15 protein-coding genes and 2 pseudogenes are annotated in these 15,620 nt (G+C 44.8%); 8 read left to right on the top strand and 9 right to left on the bottom strand.

The window, feature by feature from the left end; all coding sequences use genetic code 11:
- Nucleotides 1-38: 38 nt before the first annotated feature.
- The 3 genes from Q502_RS10955 to Q502_RS10945 are packed head-to-tail and all read right to left on the bottom strand — an operon-like array spanning nucleotide 39 to nucleotide 2,203.
- The gene (locus Q502_RS10955) at nucleotides 39-719 is read right to left on the bottom strand and encodes a protease inhibitor I42 family protein (protein WP_243392318.1); all 681 of its coding nucleotides are present in this window, start codon (nucleotides 717-719) and stop codon (nucleotides 39-41) included.
- Between the two features lie 13 nt (nucleotides 720-732).
- Nucleotides 733-1,983, bottom strand: coding sequence for a M24 family metallopeptidase (locus Q502_RS10950; RefSeq protein ID WP_099829886.1), 1,251 nt, complete (start codon nucleotides 1,981-1,983; stop codon nucleotides 733-735).
- On the bottom strand, nucleotides 1,976-2,203 hold the full coding sequence (locus tag Q502_RS10945; protein ID WP_099829884.1) for a hypothetical protein: 228 nt from the start codon (nucleotides 2,201-2,203) through the stop codon (nucleotides 1,976-1,978). Before Q502_RS10945 ends, Q502_RS10950 begins: the two co-directional genes overlap by 8 nt.
- A 635-nt stretch (nucleotides 2,204-2,838) precedes the next feature.
- Between Q502_RS10945 and Q502_RS10935 the strand changes: the two are divergent.
- The 6 genes and pseudogenes from Q502_RS10935 to Q502_RS10910 form a co-directional block, all read left to right on the top strand.
- Nucleotides 2,839-3,123 (top strand): annotated as a pseudogene (locus tag Q502_RS10935) (GNAT family N-acetyltransferase); the annotation flags it as partial.
- A gap of 21 nt (nucleotides 3,124-3,144) precedes the next feature.
- Nucleotides 3,145-4,344, top strand: a complete 1,200-nt coding sequence (locus tag Q502_RS10930) for a threonine synthase (RefSeq protein ID WP_099829879.1) — start codon at nucleotides 3,145-3,147, stop codon at nucleotides 4,342-4,344.
- A gap of 241 nt (nucleotides 4,345-4,585) precedes the next feature.
- Nucleotides 4,586-6,430 (top strand): molecular chaperone DnaK, encoded by a 1,845-nt coding sequence (gene dnaK / locus Q502_RS10925; protein WP_099829877.1) that lies wholly within the window; start codon nucleotides 4,586-4,588, stop codon nucleotides 6,428-6,430.
- 37 nt (nucleotides 6,431-6,467) lie between these two features.
- On the top strand, nucleotides 6,468-6,917 hold the full coding sequence (locus Q502_RS10920) for an Hsp20/alpha crystallin family protein (RefSeq protein ID WP_099829875.1): 450 nt from the start codon (nucleotides 6,468-6,470) through the stop codon (nucleotides 6,915-6,917).
- Between the two features lie 56 nt (nucleotides 6,918-6,973).
- On the top strand, nucleotides 6,974-9,361 hold the full coding sequence (locus Q502_RS10915; RefSeq protein ID WP_099829873.1) for an ATP-dependent Clp protease ATP-binding subunit: 2,388 nt from the start codon (nucleotides 6,974-6,976) through the stop codon (nucleotides 9,359-9,361).
- A 60-nt stretch (nucleotides 9,362-9,421) separates the two neighbouring features.
- Nucleotides 9,422-10,375, top strand: a complete 954-nt coding sequence (locus Q502_RS10910; protein WP_099829872.1) for a D-glycerate dehydrogenase — start codon at nucleotides 9,422-9,424, stop codon at nucleotides 10,373-10,375.
- Here the strand turns inward: Q502_RS10910 and Q502_RS10905 are convergent, their stop codons facing one another.
- The gene (locus tag Q502_RS10905; protein ID WP_099829870.1) at nucleotides 10,376-10,810 is read right to left on the bottom strand and encodes a hypothetical protein; all 435 of its coding nucleotides are present in this window, start codon (nucleotides 10,808-10,810) and stop codon (nucleotides 10,376-10,378) included.
- Between the two features lie 72 nt (nucleotides 10,811-10,882).
- Between Q502_RS10905 and Q502_RS10900 the strand changes: the two genes are divergently transcribed.
- Nucleotides 10,883-11,008: a desulfoferrodoxin FeS4 iron-binding domain-containing protein gene (locus tag Q502_RS10900; protein WP_099829869.1), complete on the top strand. Its 126-nt coding sequence runs from the start codon at nucleotides 10,883-10,885 to the stop codon at nucleotides 11,006-11,008.
- A gap of 26 nt (nucleotides 11,009-11,034) precedes the next feature.
- On the opposite strand, the gene Q502_RS10895 is transcribed toward Q502_RS10900, so the two are convergent.
- On the bottom strand, nucleotides 11,035-11,556 hold the full coding sequence (locus Q502_RS10895; protein ID WP_099829867.1) for a hypothetical protein: 522 nt from the start codon (nucleotides 11,554-11,556) through the stop codon (nucleotides 11,035-11,037).
- 279 nt (nucleotides 11,557-11,835) lie between these two features.
- Between Q502_RS10895 and xpt the strand changes: the two genes are divergently transcribed.
- Nucleotides 11,836-12,441 carry a xanthine phosphoribosyltransferase gene (gene xpt / locus Q502_RS10890; protein ID WP_099829866.1) on the top strand — a complete coding sequence of 202 codons (606 nt, stop codon included), beginning with the start codon at nucleotides 11,836-11,838 and terminating at the stop codon, nucleotides 12,439-12,441.
- On the opposite strand, the gene Q502_RS10885 is transcribed toward xpt, so the two are convergent.
- From Q502_RS10885 to Q502_RS15120, 4 genes and pseudogenes are all read right to left on the bottom strand, one after another.
- Complete coding sequence (locus Q502_RS10885; RefSeq protein WP_099829864.1) at nucleotides 12,438-13,133, bottom strand: hypothetical protein; 696 nt, start codon at nucleotides 13,131-13,133, stop codon at nucleotides 12,438-12,440. The two genes, xpt and Q502_RS10885, sit on opposite strands and share 4 nt — an antisense overlap.
- The gene (locus Q502_RS10880; RefSeq protein ID WP_099829863.1) at nucleotides 13,130-14,827 is read right to left on the bottom strand and encodes a DUF4910 domain-containing protein; all 1,698 of its coding nucleotides are present in this window, start codon (nucleotides 14,825-14,827) and stop codon (nucleotides 13,130-13,132) included. The genes Q502_RS10885 and Q502_RS10880 overlap by 4 nt, the downstream gene beginning before the upstream one ends.
- A gap of 3 nt (nucleotides 14,828-14,830) precedes the next feature.
- Entirely contained in the window at nucleotides 14,831-15,046 is a 216-nt protein-coding gene (locus Q502_RS15125) for an SDR family oxidoreductase (RefSeq protein ID WP_099829861.1), read from the bottom strand.
- A gap of 86 nt (nucleotides 15,047-15,132) precedes the next feature.
- A pseudogene (locus Q502_RS15120) lies at nucleotides 15,133-15,617 on the bottom strand (SDR family NAD(P)-dependent oxidoreductase).
- Nucleotides 15,618-15,620 lie beyond the last annotated feature (3 nt).

Below are 15,620 nucleotides of genomic sequence, written 5' to 3'. Positions count from 1 at the left end.
TTATACATTCATTAAATAACCCTATCAGTCAAGAAAGCTCAATTCTGCTGCACGGCGACATTATACGCTTCAAAGTCTATCGAAGACTTCGCACCTTCCCACTCACGGAAGTATCGAAAAACGATCGAGGTGTTACCCTCATCAACCGCCTGGAAGGTCCAGGTAACTCTCGAGGGAGCCCCGACCTTTCCGCTAGTGTCTGTCACTACATCTTTTGCGACTTCCCTAACTCCATCTCCGAGTATCTCATAATGCCATGTGTACCCTGTGCTCGCATTCTCTTCTAGAGTGATGGTGAAGGTTGAGCCGATATTCACTTCGTTCATGAGAAGCTTCAGATCAACTTGCCCTTTTCCTTCCCCAGAGACATCGACGGTTAACGCCCTGAAGTCTACCGATTGCTTTTCTCCTTCCCACTCTCTGAAGAGTTTTAGCGTGATCAGCGTCTTTCCTTCCTTTGCCGCGGTCATTATCCAACCTTTTACAGAAGGAGCCCCGGGCATAAGACTCGGTGCGTTATGCTCTTCAAGAAAGTTTCTAAGCACACCTGACGGTTCCGCGGAAATATGCCAGAGATAACCCGTTGACGGGTTCTCCTGGATCTCAAGAGCGGCCAGTTGAGATACCATCATTGTGTTTGAAGACTTCACCAGCTCATTCGACAACCCCAGCACAGTAGTCAAGGCAACAATACAGATAATAACAAGAATTCTTTTCACGAATTCTCACCTCCTATAAAATGAATAGTTCTTCCTGCCTTCCATCTAGATAGTCGATCTTGTTGTTCCTGAAAGCGACCGTTTCTTCAAGGAATCCGTAGACCGGCTGGTCATCCCAAGAGAGCAAAGGAGACCGGCAGTTCAGCTCCATAGCAAAACAAGTCGAATTCCTGATCTTGAGATCTCCTGTACCCGGGATCTTCTCCTGATTATTCCATAGACCGATGGTCGGTCCGGCCCCATGGCCGTGATACCCTACAGGGTGAGAGTAGATTGTCGCGTCCAAACCCCTTTCCTTTGCATCTCTTAAGGAGATGCTTAGCAACTCGTTTCCGCTTATACCTTCTATGAAATTCCGTGCCAGAATATCCTGAACTTCGTTTGTCTTCCTTATCACATCATCTAGCCCTTCCGGCAGATCGTTCTCTTCATCGCTCTTCAGATAAAACATCTGCTGGGTATCCGTCGCGAGACCACTGTAAATAAAACCGAAGTCACAGTGAAGGAGATCTCCCCCCTCAATCACTCCGATCTTTCTGGGATCTTCTGCGCCACGCCTTTGAAGGTCTACATCCGGGCCAAACCAGGTTCTCAAACCGAGATTCGATGCGAGTTTTTTCAGTCGAATTTCGATATCTCTGGTAGTTGTAACCCCCGGAATGATATTCTCTCTAGAGAAGGCGTTACCAATTATTGTGTGTGCAATCCTGTCGAGCTTTCTGTAGACTTCAATCTCCCTCTCACTCCTTGTTTGCAACCAATTTACAGCGATTCTCTCGGCGCTCACGAGATGTATATGATCGTCAAACTTCTGTCTTAGAGACTCGAAAAGCGAATGAGTAATTCCGTCGGCCAACGCGAAATCCTCTGAAAAGTTCAGACCGAGTGTTCTTATCTTCAAATCTCTCAGAAGCTTAGCTATTGATTTGAAGACATCTCCTTCCTCAATTGTCCAAGCGCATTGATAGAACTCCTCCATTCGACTTCCGTAAGGAGACAGCACGAATCTCTCTTCCTTCGTGAACAGGAACGCGGTTACTCTGCTTGCCCCATTGAACGAACCGGGAAGGAGTGTCTTGATTATCGGGTCTTCATTATTCTCCCTTCCTATTACCATCCAGGCATCAAATTCCTCTTCTTCGAGAAGTCCTGGCAAAACACTGTTCAATCTATATTGCAGGATTTCGTTGTACTCAACAATCCGTTGTTCTTCCGAGGGCATATTCTCGCAAATCTCTTTATATTGATCTGCAGAACTATTCATCAATATCTCCATCATCTTTGCCTATCGGGATATCTATCTCTGAGTTCTTAAGAAGCTTTTTGAGAAACTCATCATTCTCCTTTAGAAAACTCTCTTCAGTAACTAGACGGATGCCCATTGGTCCTTTGCTTCTTATCCTCAGTTTCTTGTGTGCGCTTTTCTGTCGGCTAATGAGTTTGTAAGTAATACCGTTGACTTCGACAAATCCCTTGACCTCCAATATAACACCTCCTGAGATAATCTATCATTTATGATTCGCAAAACAAAGAACTGTGCTCTCTTGCGTTGCAGGAAAGATACGGAGTAGAATAGAAAAGCCGTGAATGAAAGGAGAAGGAATTGCTTTTTCAGACCGAACCAGGAAGATTTCAGAGTCTTGATTACCTTTTCGGAGAGCTCGCTCAAAACCTCGCATATCTTTCGATCCTCCATCAAAACACGCGGGGAGCGGTCTACACTGATAACCCCGACTAGCCACAATTGGCTGTTGTATGGAACTGCTGTGATACTGTACTAATTGGAGGGTATATTGTCGGGGCTGCAGATTCGATACTTCTTGAGTTCTTCTCTGAAACGCTAATCCCCGAAGCAAAAGCGAGAGGGATACCTTCACTGAACGTCTATTCAGCTACTGATTTTTTTGAGAGACTTGGAGATCTTCTTGGGTTAATGAATCCCAGAAAAAAGATAAAAAGATAGCTCTTTCAGTTGCGTCAACTAGACACTCGAGATGTATCAGGTTTCATGATGGATCATTCCCTACAGAGGATTACGAAAAGAACGTTTGAGACAGGACTGGTCAACTCCCTCGCTGTTGAGGGATGGATATATTCACTCTAAGAAGATCTCGATTCCTTCATTGATAAGAGCGATGGCTACATGATAGTCAGGGTTGGTGTAATACTAAGCTGGTGCATAGGTGTTTACAGATCCGATGATAGAGTTGAAGTTGGTTTGGAGATGGTCGCAGAGTATAGGAAGAGGGGATTTGGTTTGGCCGTATCACGGGCATACACAAATGAATTCTTGTCCAGGGGGCTGATAATTGACTGGCACTGCAACTACGAAAACTTGCCATCAATTTCAATTGCTAAGGATCTAGATTCGAAGAAAAGGCAGAGTATTCAGTCTATGAAATAAGGCTCTGAAAGAGGCGATATGATGAAACATTCGACACTAATCTGCACTGCTTGCGGAAAAGAGTATTCTCAAGAATACTTCCGCTGCACGTGCGGAGAACCACTGGAAATCGTAATCGAAAACCAGAAGCTCATTAAGCTTCAATTCAGAAGATCAGAAATGTTGGAGAGCTTTTCTCATCTTTTACCAGAACTGAAGGATAACAACTTTCTTTCGATGGGAGAAGGATTGACTCCACTAACAAGACTGGAGAATACCACTCTTGATGGACTGGAACTGTTCGTTAAGAACGAGTCGATAAACCCCACCTGGTCATTTAAGGATCGGGGAAGCTATCTGGCAACGCTTGACGCTATAAATCAAGGATACAGACAAATCGGCACAGTCTCTACGGGCAACATGGGGGCTTCCGTCGCCGCCTATGGAAAGAGAGCAAATCTGAGAACAACGATCCTGATTTCAGATTCCATTCCAGAAGAGAAAATAGCTCCAATCGCAATATATGGACCAAGAGTCCTCAAGGTTACGGGAGACTACGGTGACCTGTACCACAAGTCTGTAGAAATTGGCGCGAAAGCCGGGATTTACATGGCAAATTCAGATGTTCCAATGAGGGTTGAAGGCTCGAAGACGATTGCGTTCGAGATATTTCTTCAGTTAGGTGAAAAGGTTCCTGACTTTGTTGTTGTTCCAACAAGTTCTGGAGGCAATTTGAGGGGCATCGAAAAAGGCTTTCGCGAACTAAAGAAATTTGGATTCTCGAATACCCTCCCGAGAATTGTTGTAGCGCAGGCGATGGGATGCTGCCCCATACATCTGGCCTTTTCACAAGGGGCTGAAACCGTCTCGCGATTTATCGATCCTTGTACTGTCGCTCATGCTATCGAAAATCCTTTCCCTCCAAGCGGGAACGCAGTACTGAAGATTTTGAGAGAAACTGATGGAATAACTGTCGCAGTAGATGAAGCGAGTATCCTTAAAGCTCAAAGAGATCTGGCTGAAAAGGGGCTCTTCGCCCAACCAGCCAGTGCTGTGCCTTTCGCAGCTTTGAACAAACTGCAAAAAGAAGTGAATATGAAGAGAGCTGTTGTTGTTGCAGTTCTCACAGGGTCAGGGCTGAAGTACCCCACAATTCTTGAGAAGCATCCTTCGAAGATAGAAATAACTGATCTTATCTCTCTTGGAGAAACCCTAGAACGGAATCCTAACTGTATCCAGTAAGGAGATCGGCTAGCAACCGGCTTTGTCCCGGACAGAGTTCAACCAAAAAACCAGTGATTATTGTCAGTCTTATACTAAGAACGCTATACGATTTAATTATGTAATTATTTAGATCTAAACTATCCTCTCTAGCAAAGACTTATATTATGTCTTAATTATGATTATCTCTTCTTGACAGGTGCACTCCACTTACCTATAATAGATTTGTAGATGTTGAGTTGGTGGCAAGGAGGGAAATCAGATGGCAAATAAGGAATACACAGTTGGTATTGACCTTGGAACTACAAATTCAGTTATTTCGTGGGTGAAGCCGGACGGTAACGTTGAGGTCATTCCCAATGCTGAGGGGAATCGAACCACCCCATCGATAGTTTCTTTCAGCAAAACGGGAGAGATCATTGTCGGCGAACCCGCCAAGAGACAAACGATACTAAATGCAGACAGAACAGTAAGATCTGTGAAGCGAAAAATGGGTTCCGACTACAAGGTGAAGATTGATGATAAGGAATACACGCCTCAGGAGATAAGCGCTTACATTCTGAAGAAGATGAAGGCCGACGCCGAGGCTTACCTCGGAGGAAAGATAACACAGGCGGTAATTACTTGTCCCGCATACTTCAACGATGCTCAGAGGCAGGCCACAAAAGAGGCTGGTATTATTGCTGGACTGGAAGTCCAGAGGATCATTAACGAACCAACAGCAGCTGCCGTAGCTTACGGAATCGACAAGAAACGCGGGGATAAGAAGATCATAGTATATGATTTGGGTGGAGGAACCTTCGACGTCTCCGTATTGGATATAGGTGACGGTGTAGTCGAAGTCTTGTCAACGTCGGGCAACAACCACCTCGGTGGAGATGACTTCGACCAGAGGTTGATTGACCATATAGCGGAAGACTTCAGAAAGAAGAACAACGTTGATCTTCGAAAAGACAAACAGGCGTTCCAGAGGCTTAAGGATGCCGCAGAAAGAGCAAAGATAGAGCTTTCTTCAAAGTTTGAAACGGAGATTTCCTTGCCTTTCATAACTGCAACTGCCGATGGACCATTGCATCTTGAAATGAAGATAACTAGATCTACACTAGAGTCTCTGATAAAGGATCTTGTGGAAGGCACCAGAGAGCAGATAGAGAGAGCAATGAGCGATGCAAAACTCTCTCCGAAAGAGATAGATGAAGTGCTTCTTGTAGGAGGTTCAACAAGGATTCCAATGGTTCAAAGTTTCATCAAATCGATCTTCGGCAAAGACCCGAACAAGAACATAAATCCAGATGAGGCCGTTGCTATCGGAGCAGCTCTGCAAAGCGGAATACTGTCCGGCAGTGTAGAAAGTGATCTTGTGCTCGTAGATGTCACTCCTTTGACTTTAGGAGTAGAAGTAATGGGCGGTTTGATGGAACCGATCATCGAGAGAAACTCTACCGTTCCAGTCAAGAGATCGAAAGTTTTCACTACAGCGGCCGACGGGCAGACGGAAGTGGAGGTAGCGGTCTACCAGGGAGAAAGAACTATGGCAAGAGACAACATGTCTCTTGGAAGCTTCAAGCTTACCGGAATCGCTCCCGCTCCTAGAGGAGTTCCTCAGATTGAAGTGACTTTCGATATTGACAGCGATGGAATAGTTCACGTCTCCGCAAAAGACCTGGGAACCAATAGAGAACAATCCATGGTGGTAAGTGGAAGACAGAAGATGTCAGAAGAAGAAATAAAGAGAGTGGTAGAGGAAGCAAAGAAATACGAAGAACAGGACAAACAAAAGAAACAGGAAATTGAGTTGAAGAATCAAGCCGATCAGCTTGCATATAGTATAGACAAACTCCTTAGTGAGAGCGGCGACAAGATATCCTCTGAGGATCGTGGCAAGCTCGAAGGTCTCGTGAAGGACCTGAGGGACGCGATCAACGAAGACAACATTCAGAGAATAAAGCTGCTATTTGACCAGCTTCAGAAGGAAAGTATGAGAGTTGGACAGAGTGTTTACCAGAAAGCCCAGGCTCAAACTCCTGCAGACGGAGTCCCACAAGAAGGTGATAATAATGATAGTGACAGTGGTACCGAGTATATACCGCCGGAAGACAGTAAATAGCAGAAATCATAGAGATCCTAAGAATGGAGGTGTTAATATGTTGGCTATCAGAAGAGGAAGTGATGTTTTCAGACCTTTCGAGGAGATTCAAAGAGAGATGGACAGACTCTTTAATGAAGCCTTCAGAGGTCTGAATGATCAGTCGAAAGAAGCTGGGATGTTCAGTCCGGAAGTTGACATCTACGAAAAGGATAACTCAGTTTTTATCGAAATGGACATCCCTGGAATCAAGAAGGATGAACTCGAAATCAAGGTAGAAGATGATGTTCTCTCAATCAAAGGCGAGAAGAAGCTTGAAAGAGAGGAAAAAGAAAGAGACTACCACCGCTACGAGAGATATAGCGGAGCATTCCAGAGAATATTCAGGCTTCCTGAGTACGTTAAGAGTGATGATGTCAAGGCGAAATACGAAGACGGTGTCCTAAAACTCGAGCTTCCCAAAAAAGAAGAAGTCAAGAAAGAAGCTATCCAAGTAAAGATCGATTAACGTTAGAGAAAAACTAAGAGGGCGCTTTCGGGCGCCCTTTTTTTGGAGGTGCAGTGATGATCAACTATGAAGAGTACACCGAGAAGGCAAAAAAAATCCTCATGGATGTTCAAGACATCCTGATGAGATACAGGCAGAATCAGCTCGCATCGGAACATATACTTCTTTCCATGCTCGAAGACGGGGATAATATCGCCATCGAGATACTGAACGGGAAGAACATCAGCATAGATTCTCTGAAGAAAGATGTTGAAGAAGTCATCGGCCGTTATGGAAGTAGCCGAGAGTCAACAAACCAGATATATATCACTCCGGAGGCCAGGCACATCCTCGAGAATGCCCGAAGTGAAGCGAGAAGAATGCATGATTCGAAAACTGGAACCGAACATATACTTCTGGCGATGGTGCGGGAGACCTCTGCTGTTGCAAGCAGACTCCTGTCAAAATACGGGATCAATCTCGATAATATATACACATTGATTCTCAAGGGCCGAACAAAAAGCGGCGCAGAAGAGGATGAGAATCTTTCTTCCTTGAAGAAGTTCACAATCGATCTTACTCAGCTTGCAAAGGAAGGCAAGCTTATGCCAGTTATTGGTAGAGAAGATGAAGTCAGAAGGGTAATACAGATTGTTGGAAGGAAAACCAAGAACAATCCCGCGCTCGTCGGAGAACCGGGAGTTGGAAAAACCGCAATTGTAGAAGGTTTGGCTCAACGTATTGTGAGTGGCGATGTCCCCGAATACTTGAATAACAAGAGCGTCTTGGCTCTGGATATGGGTAGATTGGTCGCCGGAACGAAATTCAGAGGAGAATTCGAAGAGAGAATGAAGGACATCATCGATTCAGTGAGAAAACTCTCTGGTGAAGTAATCCTGTTCATAGATGAGATACATAGCGTTGTAGGAGCTGGCTCAGCCGAGGGATCTATGGATGCTGCAAATCTCTTGAAGCCAGCTCTTGCCAGAGGCGAACTACAATGCATCGGTGCAACAACTCTTGATGAATACAGAAAGTACATTGAAAAAGACAGAGCCCTCGAAAGACGTTTTCAGCCTGTTATGGTCGATCAGCCGACCCCTGAGGAAACCTATAGAATTCTTGAAGGACTGAAATCTACTTACGAGAAGCACCACGAGATAAAAATCGAAGATGATGCTTTAAAAACAGCCGTCGACCTTAGCGTGAAGTACATAACTGACCGTTATCTTCCAGACAAAGCAATAGATCTTGTTGACGAAGCGGCTTCATTTGTGAGACTTCAAACGGGTTACATGCCGGAAAGACTAAGACTTCTTGACCGTCAGCTCAAGGACCTCGACTCTCAGATAACCTCACTTGCAGAAAAGGGAGAGTATCAGGCTGCTGCAGAGTTGAAAACGGAGGCCGAGAGAAAAAGCAGAGAATTTCGCGAAGAGAAAAAGAAATGGGAGTCAGATGAGTCATTTGGAAAGGCCGTAACACCAACTGTGGTAGCTTCTGTAGTTGAACAGTGGACGGGAATTCCGGCTGGAAAGATGCTTCAGTCCGAGCGCGAAAAGCTTCGCGACCTAGAGTCAATAATCCATGAAAGGTTCATGGATCAGGAAGAAGCAGTGAACGTCGTCTCTCAAACAATCAGACGAGCCAGAGCAGGCCTCAATGCTCCTCATAGGCCATGGGGTTCTTTCATGTTCCTGGGTCCAACCGGAGTAGGAAAGACGGAACTTGCAAAGGCACTTGCCTTCATCCTATTCGGTAGCGAAGATGCAATCGTCAGGATTGACATGTCCGAATACATGGAAAAGCACACTGTTTCCAGACTTATAGGCGCTCCTCCCGGCTATGTAGGCTACGAAGAAGGTGGTCAACTAACTGAAGCGGTAAGAAGGAGACCTTATTCTGTTGTGCTTCTTGATGAGGTTGAGAAGGCTCACAAGGAAGTTCACAACGTGCTGCTACAGATAATGGATGACGGTCGGCTAACAGACGGAAAGGGAAAGACCGTCTCATTCTCGAATACGATCTTAATCATGACAAGTAACTTGGCCTCTAAGGAACTAACTGAAATGAGTGATGAGAACCAAATGAAATCAGTTGTGGGGGAGATCTTACGAAGAGCTTTCAGACCCGAATTCATTAACAGATTGGACTCAATAGTGCTATTCAGACCCCTAGACGAAAAAGCAATGGAAGGCATAGTCAAGATGAGGATAGCAGAAATGGAGAAAAGACTCGCTGAACAGAAGATTTCTGTTGAGATCAGCAAGGAAGCACTTGGGTATCTAGCAAAAGAAGGTTATGACAGAGAATACGGTGCTAGGCCAGTTCGAAGGTTGATTGAGAAATCTGTGGAGGGGCCGATTGCCGATATGATAATCGATGGATCTCTGGTTGAAGGAATGAAAGTGATAATTGATTTGAGAGCCTCTGAAGTTGTCATAAGACCGGAAAAAGCATTGTAAGTGAACTTATCGGGTTTTGAGAATAACTAATAATGATATCATCTTCTTAGGAGGTGCTCAATGGACAAAGTCTTCTTCACTTACAAGATCCCCGATGAAGGTATGCTTCTTCTGAAGGGCTATGATATCTATGGAAACACTGAAGACAGATTTCTTAAGAAAGAAGAGATAATTCGTGAAGGCAAAGACGCGTCAGCACTGATAACTCTTCTCTCGGACAAGATTGATTCAGAAGTCATATCTTCACTGCCAAAGTTAAAGGTTATCGCAAACTACGCAGTCGGGTACAACAACATAGATATTGAGGAGGCAAGAAAGAGAGGAGTACGAGTCACCAATACGCCGGAAGTTCTTACCGATGCCACTGCAGATTTGACAATGGCACTCATTCTGGCAACCAGCAGAAGAATCGTAGAGGGAGACAGTTTCATTAGAGAGCGCAAATTCGTTGGATGGAAGCCAGATTTGCTAACCGGCCCTTCTCTCTCCGGGAAGAATCTGGGCATAATCGGACTTGGCAGAATTGGAAAAGCTGTAGCGAAAAGGGCTAGAGTGTTCGGAATGAACGTCTTTTATTTCAACAGAAAACCACTTCTTTCTCAAGAAGAAGAGAGATTGAATGTAAGGCATATGAGTCTTGAAGAGTTACTGAAGAGTTCTGATTTTCTGTCGCTTCATGCTCCTCTAACTAAGGAAACCTATCACTTGCTGAACGAGAAGAGGCTCTCATTGATGAAACCAGGAGCCATTCTAGTTAATACTGCCAGAGGTGAGATCATCGATGAAAGCGCACTGATAAAGGCGCTTAAGACCGGAAGACTAGCCGCAGCTGGCCTAGATGTATATGAAGAAGAACCTTATGTGCCTCAAGAGTTGATAGAACTGAACAACGTGGTTCTTCTTCCCCATATTGGATCTGCCACCAGTGAAGCAAGAAAAGAGATGGCAATTATTGTAGGACGCAACGTTGCAGCCGTTCTTGAAGGAAAGGAGCCACCTAACCCTGTGGTTTGATCACTTGGTCAAGAAGTACCATATCGGACCATGATATCTGTTGCCAGCTGCATCGACTGCTACTATTTGCCAGTAATATATAGTGTTTGGAGATAGTCTGTCTACGAAGTAAGTACTTGAGTTCGTTGTCGCATAAAGCTGCGGAGTCGGAGATGTTCCAAGGTAAAGATTGTAACTGACGACATCGATAAACGGTGATGACTTAAGACTAACTCTTGCTCCGGAATCCCTGTTTGATATCCAGAGATCTAGATTGCTCAACACAACGGAGCTGTTCCTGACAACAACGTCCCAGCTCAACACCACACTACCGCCATAGACAAAGGTTCCGTCTTGCAAATAAGTGTTAAAAACAGTTTGCGGTTCCTGATACGTAGCACTTGCAGCAGCGATGATAAATATCGTCATTAGAACAGCAAAGAAGACTCTTTCCATAGTCCGCACCTCCAATTCATCAGACTGTGGATCGGTCTGCAAAGTTTATTAATCAGAAGGGAGAGTGAGATCATGAAAGTAAAAAACGTTGGAGAAGTTTACAGATGCGAGATATGCGGAAACGTGGTTGAAGTGAAAGAAGCCGGCGGAGGAGAACTCGTCTGTTGCGGAGAACCGATGAAGCTTGTTCAGAAATAAGAAGAGCCCCATAAGGGGCTCTTCTCCTAAAAATACATGTCGAATCCCAAGAGGACGGGAAGAGGCCAGAGGAAAAGTGAGAACTTGAACCTATCTGTCATCTTGGTCACATCAACAAAACCTGTTTCTGGAGAGAGTCTTGTTTTGAATCTATCTGTCGACTCATAGAAAGAGAACATAAACTGTCCTCTAAGGCCCATGGAAACCATGTACCTTCTGCCAAACAAGTTGAAAGAAAGGCTTTCAATCCCAGTTACTAAACGACCATCAATACCCGCTTCGAGACCTGAGATTTTCCCGAGCGCACCCGAATATGACAAGGCAGGTCCTGCGTAAAGCATTGTTGGAGTAAATCGAAGACTGCCGGTTTGAGAACCGCCGAAGACTTCAAGACCCAACCTGTAGTAGCCATTTACAGAGAAAATCCCTAGAAGCAATGGAAAATAGACAACTGAACCTCCAATATTGTTCGCGTTGAAATAGCTCCCAAATGAAACTGACGCAACAATCATCACGATTATGAAAAGTACGGTTATTCTCAGCTTCACTACACCACCTCCATAAAAGTTTTGCACTATTAATCATACATTGCGTCCACTCTTGGAAGAAATGACTTAAGCAAAATTGAAGTGATCTTTGTCTCCCCAATTCTCATAGAAGACACTCTGAACACATAGGTTTCTTTGACCTCCTTGAGGACTCTCCTTCGATTTCTTTCCGGCAAAGGTTCCATGCCAAACATACCTTACACAAAAGGAATTTCTCCTTCAAGAAACAGATACAGAAATAGTTGATTATAGTACCATAAACTTGCTGGAGGTTGATCGATGAACAAATCCAATCTTTCCAGAAAAGAGATAGTCTCCTCCCTAGAAGAAGCAGTAAGAAGTAGAGGATCTGTTATGGGAAACGGTATACTGAGAGTGGACTCCTTTCTGAACCATCAGATTGACCCTTTACTTATGAAAAGTGCTGGAGAACTGATAGCTGACTTTTTCAGAGATTACGAAGTCACAAAAGTATTGACTGCCGAGAGTTCCGGAATAGCTCCCTCTCTAATGGCTGCTTGTGATTTGGGAGCTCAGCTTGTTTTCGCACGGAAGAGGAGGCCCATTACTATGCAACATTATCTTAGCGAATCGGCTCCTTCTCATACAAAAGGGGGAGTAGTGGAACTAAATGTTTCCCTTGATTATCTTGGCAAAGAAGACAGAGTAATAATCGTTGACGACTTCTTGGCAAGCGGCAAGACTATTGAGGCTCTTGCAACGCTTACTCTAAGAACTGGTGCATCCTTAGTAGGCTTCGCGGCAGTAATAGAGAAAACTTTTGAAGAGGGGCGCTCTCTACTCGAGAAATTCAGCGTTCCTGTACTTGGAATTGTGAGAATTTCCTCTCTCAATCCACTTTCTTTTGCTGTGAATCAACCCTAGAAATATGCGCAAAACTGAGCGCCAAGACTTACAAACGAAAGGAACAACCTGTCTCCATCGAAAGAATTGGTCAAAGACCAGTATCTTGAACCGGCTCTCACGTAATAAAACGGGCCTTCAAAGTGGAGTCCTGTATAAAAATCGATAAAGCCGTTCCCTTTGCCGAGCCCTGTTGCTACCTCTAAGGCAACGAAAACCTGATCATTCATCTTTAACTTTATATCTGCTGCCGGGCCAAAACCAAAATCAGTCATTTTGCGGCTGTATTGCTCTGAACCCGTAAGATCAATCTGCTTGAATAACAGACGTCCTTGAACTCCAAGTTGAAGAGAAAAACGATCCAGAACGGGGAGAGCATATCCGTAAGTTACTGAGAGCACATCTTGCCTAAACATTGATTCGTAAGTAATTAGTGATTCTGTTCCTGTTGCTTCGAGTGAGCTGTTCACGGAGAAGTGCACAATACTCACTTCGATCAGGTGATCCTGGAAAAACTCATATCCTGCAGTCGGAATGAAATACGCGCGAAAGTTGCTTCTGTCGAGAAGATCCGTTTTCCCCGAACCAGCTTGTTCAAGAAATCCATTCCAAGGCATCGCAAAACCACTTTCTGCCTTCAGTTCAAATTTCGCACAACCGAGAACTGCAATAAGCCCCATGAAGGCGAAAAGACAGAGTCTTCTTGATATCATGATCTAAGCAACCCCTTATCTATCATCCAGCCGGTAATTACTCTGACTTTTTCAATTTCCACATCATAGTGAATGCTGGCAAGAAGCTCTACGGATTCCCTACCTCCGATCAAGGCAGCTCCCCCTACCACAAAATCCGCGATGCTGGCGAAATCTATAGCCAGCTCCTCCTTTAGCTCTTGAGGAAATGTCTTAATCCATTCTAGGCCCAGAGAACTCTCAAATGTTGGTTCTAGAGGGCTTAACGAGGGGAGATTGCCTGAATTGCTGAAGATCTTTCTGAGTAAATCTCCCTCGAAATTAGAGATGAGAAGATCATAGATATCGTCACTTCCCTCCCTTCCAGCTATTCTGTTTAGAATCTGATATAGCTCGCCAATCATTCTGCCCCTAACACTTAGAAGCACATTAGGATCAGGCTGGACAAGCTGATCGAGAGTTTCTAAAGCTGATAACCCCACCCATTCCAGCTCCATTTCGTCCATCATGCGAGGTGTGTCGAAATCAGAGTGGTAGTATCTATCTGGCAGATGGCCCATAAACGGAGAAGGAATTCCTAGAGTCGTGAATACGCAGTGATCAGATCCGGCCATAAATGGGATTTCGCCAAATCTCTTCAATGGATAACCGGAACTAGACGGCATATTCCTTTCTATGTTGTAAGCAAGAGTCCTTCCCCATCTCTGAGGAAGATATGGTGGCACTTTCGAAAGAATGAAGGTTGAACCTGTCTTATCCTGATCGGCACCAACCATATCGAAGTTTATAGTGCAAACAGGGAGACGGCTCTCATTCTTGAGTTGAAGAGCATACGGAACACTACCTAGATACTCGGGAACCAGAGCAACCTTTACGGAATACGGGAATCCGCTGTCATTAAGAACCTTTGCAATCTCTGCAGCGAGAGCCGCACCGCTCGCATTGTCATCGGCCCCAGGAGAGGGGTGACATAGATGAGCAGTCAGAAGAACCTCAGGACCTTCGTTAAAGCCTGTAGCGTCTATCTGCAGAATCTCTAATTCGCCCTCTGTAAGTCTCGTTTCGGCCCTGAATCTTACAAGTGAAGAGCTCCTTTTTACGCGTTCAGACAGAAGATCGAATTTCTCCTTCGACACAGAAAACGCAACTGTATTCCTGTTTGCGGATTCTCTATCGTGTGGAATAGTCAGAAAGTTGGTCATTTCAGGTAAACTATCCAGGCTACGGCCTATTTCCTCAAAAGCCTTCCTCATGTGGCATAAGATAAGACACCTCGCTCCACCCTCAACTACTGCGTTTTGAAAGACCTTTGCCGGATCATCATTTGCCAAAACCGCCTTTTTCGAATAGTCTCCTTTACCATCATAGATAACCAGAGGAAGTGTTTCCCAGCCTTCTGTGCTCCCACTCCCCGAGACAAGGGAAACCTTCGTGACTGCTGTCGAAGTTATGAAAACCCTTTCGGGATCTTCCAGCCACAGTTCTCCATATATCGGTTCCCATGCAAGAGTAGACAGAGTATTTCCCGTTCTCGTAACTCCGTCTGCCGGGTAACTGAATATCTTGAATCTTTCCTCCGGAAGTCCCCCACGAAGAAGGTAATCAATAACGGCATGCATTGATTTGGTGTAATCCCTGCTTCCTCTTACTCTATGATATCCAGAAAGCATCTCAATAAGTGACTTAACTCTAGCTCCTTCGAGTCTTCGGTTCAACTTTCACCACCTCTTTTCGACATAAACCATCTTCCGAGTCATGCCGCCATCAATAATCAGATTGGCACCCGTAATGAAAGAGGACTCATCACTTGCCAGGAAAAGGCACGCTTTCCCTATGTCCTTTGGTCTGCCTACTCTACCCACAGGATGTTTTTTATGAGCGGTCTCACTCAGACTGGAACTACTATTGGCTCCCCTGTCTGTAACGTCAATCATTCCAGGGCTGATAGCGTTTACCTTATCTTTGGTCCAAGACTAATAGCCAGTGAATGTGTAAGAGCCAGTAATCCACCTTTTGAAGCTTAGTAAGGTTCTGAGTCTTGTTCAGACATTAGTGCTCTGGTTGAGACAATGTTAACTAAACTGGGAGCTTCAGAATTCATCAGATAAGGAACACAGTACTTAGTCATCATATAAGGGCCAGTGAGATTGACTTCAAGAACCTTTTTCCAGTCTTCTATCGACCTGTCTAGAATCGTTCCAGTCCAAGCGATACTTGCATTGTTTATTAGCGTATTGATCGATCTTGTTGGCGCTGCGGCATAATCAACAGCTCTCCTAACATCTCTTCCCGAAGAGACATCTCCTTGAATGACAAATGCTGACCTCCAAGCCCTTTAATAGTCTGCACTGTGTCGTTACCGGCCAATTCGTCAATATCCATCAGGACTACAAGCGCTCCAGATTCTGTAAAGCCAAGTGCTATTGCCTTCCCGATCCCTTTAGCACCGCCGGTAATCAAGACCGCCTTGTCCGAGAACCTCAAAGAGCACCTCCTGACGCTCACTTT

This window comes from Mesotoga sp. Brook.08.YT.4.2.5.2., assembly GCF_003351125.1.
Lineage (GTDB): Bacteria > Thermotogota > Thermotogae > Petrotogales > Kosmotogaceae > Mesotoga.
This window is presented reverse-complemented; position numbering and strand designations above follow the sequence as displayed.

Bases quoted from the DNA above. Each gene is read 5' to 3' on its own strand.
- Q502_RS10950 (WP_099829886.1), bottom strand. From the start codon at position 1,983: ATGAATAGTTCTGCAGATCAATATAAAGAGATTTGCGAGAATATGCCC.
- Q502_RS10930 (WP_099829879.1), top strand. From the start codon at position 3,145: ATGAAACATTCGACACTAATCTGCACTGCTTGCGGAAAAGAGTATTCT.
- dnaK (WP_099829877.1), top strand. From the start codon at position 4,586: ATGGCAAATAAGGAATACACAGTTGGTATTGACCTTGGAACTACAAAT.
- Q502_RS10920 (WP_099829875.1), top strand. From the start codon at position 6,468: ATGTTGGCTATCAGAAGAGGAAGTGATGTTTTCAGACCTTTCGAGGAG.
- Q502_RS10915 (WP_099829873.1), top strand. From the start codon at position 6,974: ATGATCAACTATGAAGAGTACACCGAGAAGGCAAAAAAAATCCTCATG.
- Q502_RS10910 (WP_099829872.1), top strand. From the start codon at position 9,422: ATGGACAAAGTCTTCTTCACTTACAAGATCCCCGATGAAGGTATGCTT.
- Q502_RS10905 (WP_099829870.1), bottom strand. From the start codon at position 10,810: ATGGAAAGAGTCTTCTTTGCTGTTCTAATGACGATATTTATCATCGCT.
- Q502_RS10900 (WP_099829869.1), top strand. From the start codon at position 10,883: ATGAAAGTAAAAAACGTTGGAGAAGTTTACAGATGCGAGATATGCGGA.
- xpt (WP_099829866.1), top strand. From the start codon at position 11,836: ATGAACAAATCCAATCTTTCCAGAAAAGAGATAGTCTCCTCCCTAGAA.
- Q502_RS10885 (WP_099829864.1), bottom strand. From the start codon at position 13,133: ATGATATCAAGAAGACTCTGTCTTTTCGCCTTCATGGGGCTTATTGCA.
- Q502_RS15125 (WP_099829861.1), bottom strand. From the start codon at position 15,046: ATGATTGACGTTACAGACAGGGGAGCCAATAGTAGTTCCAGTCTGAGT.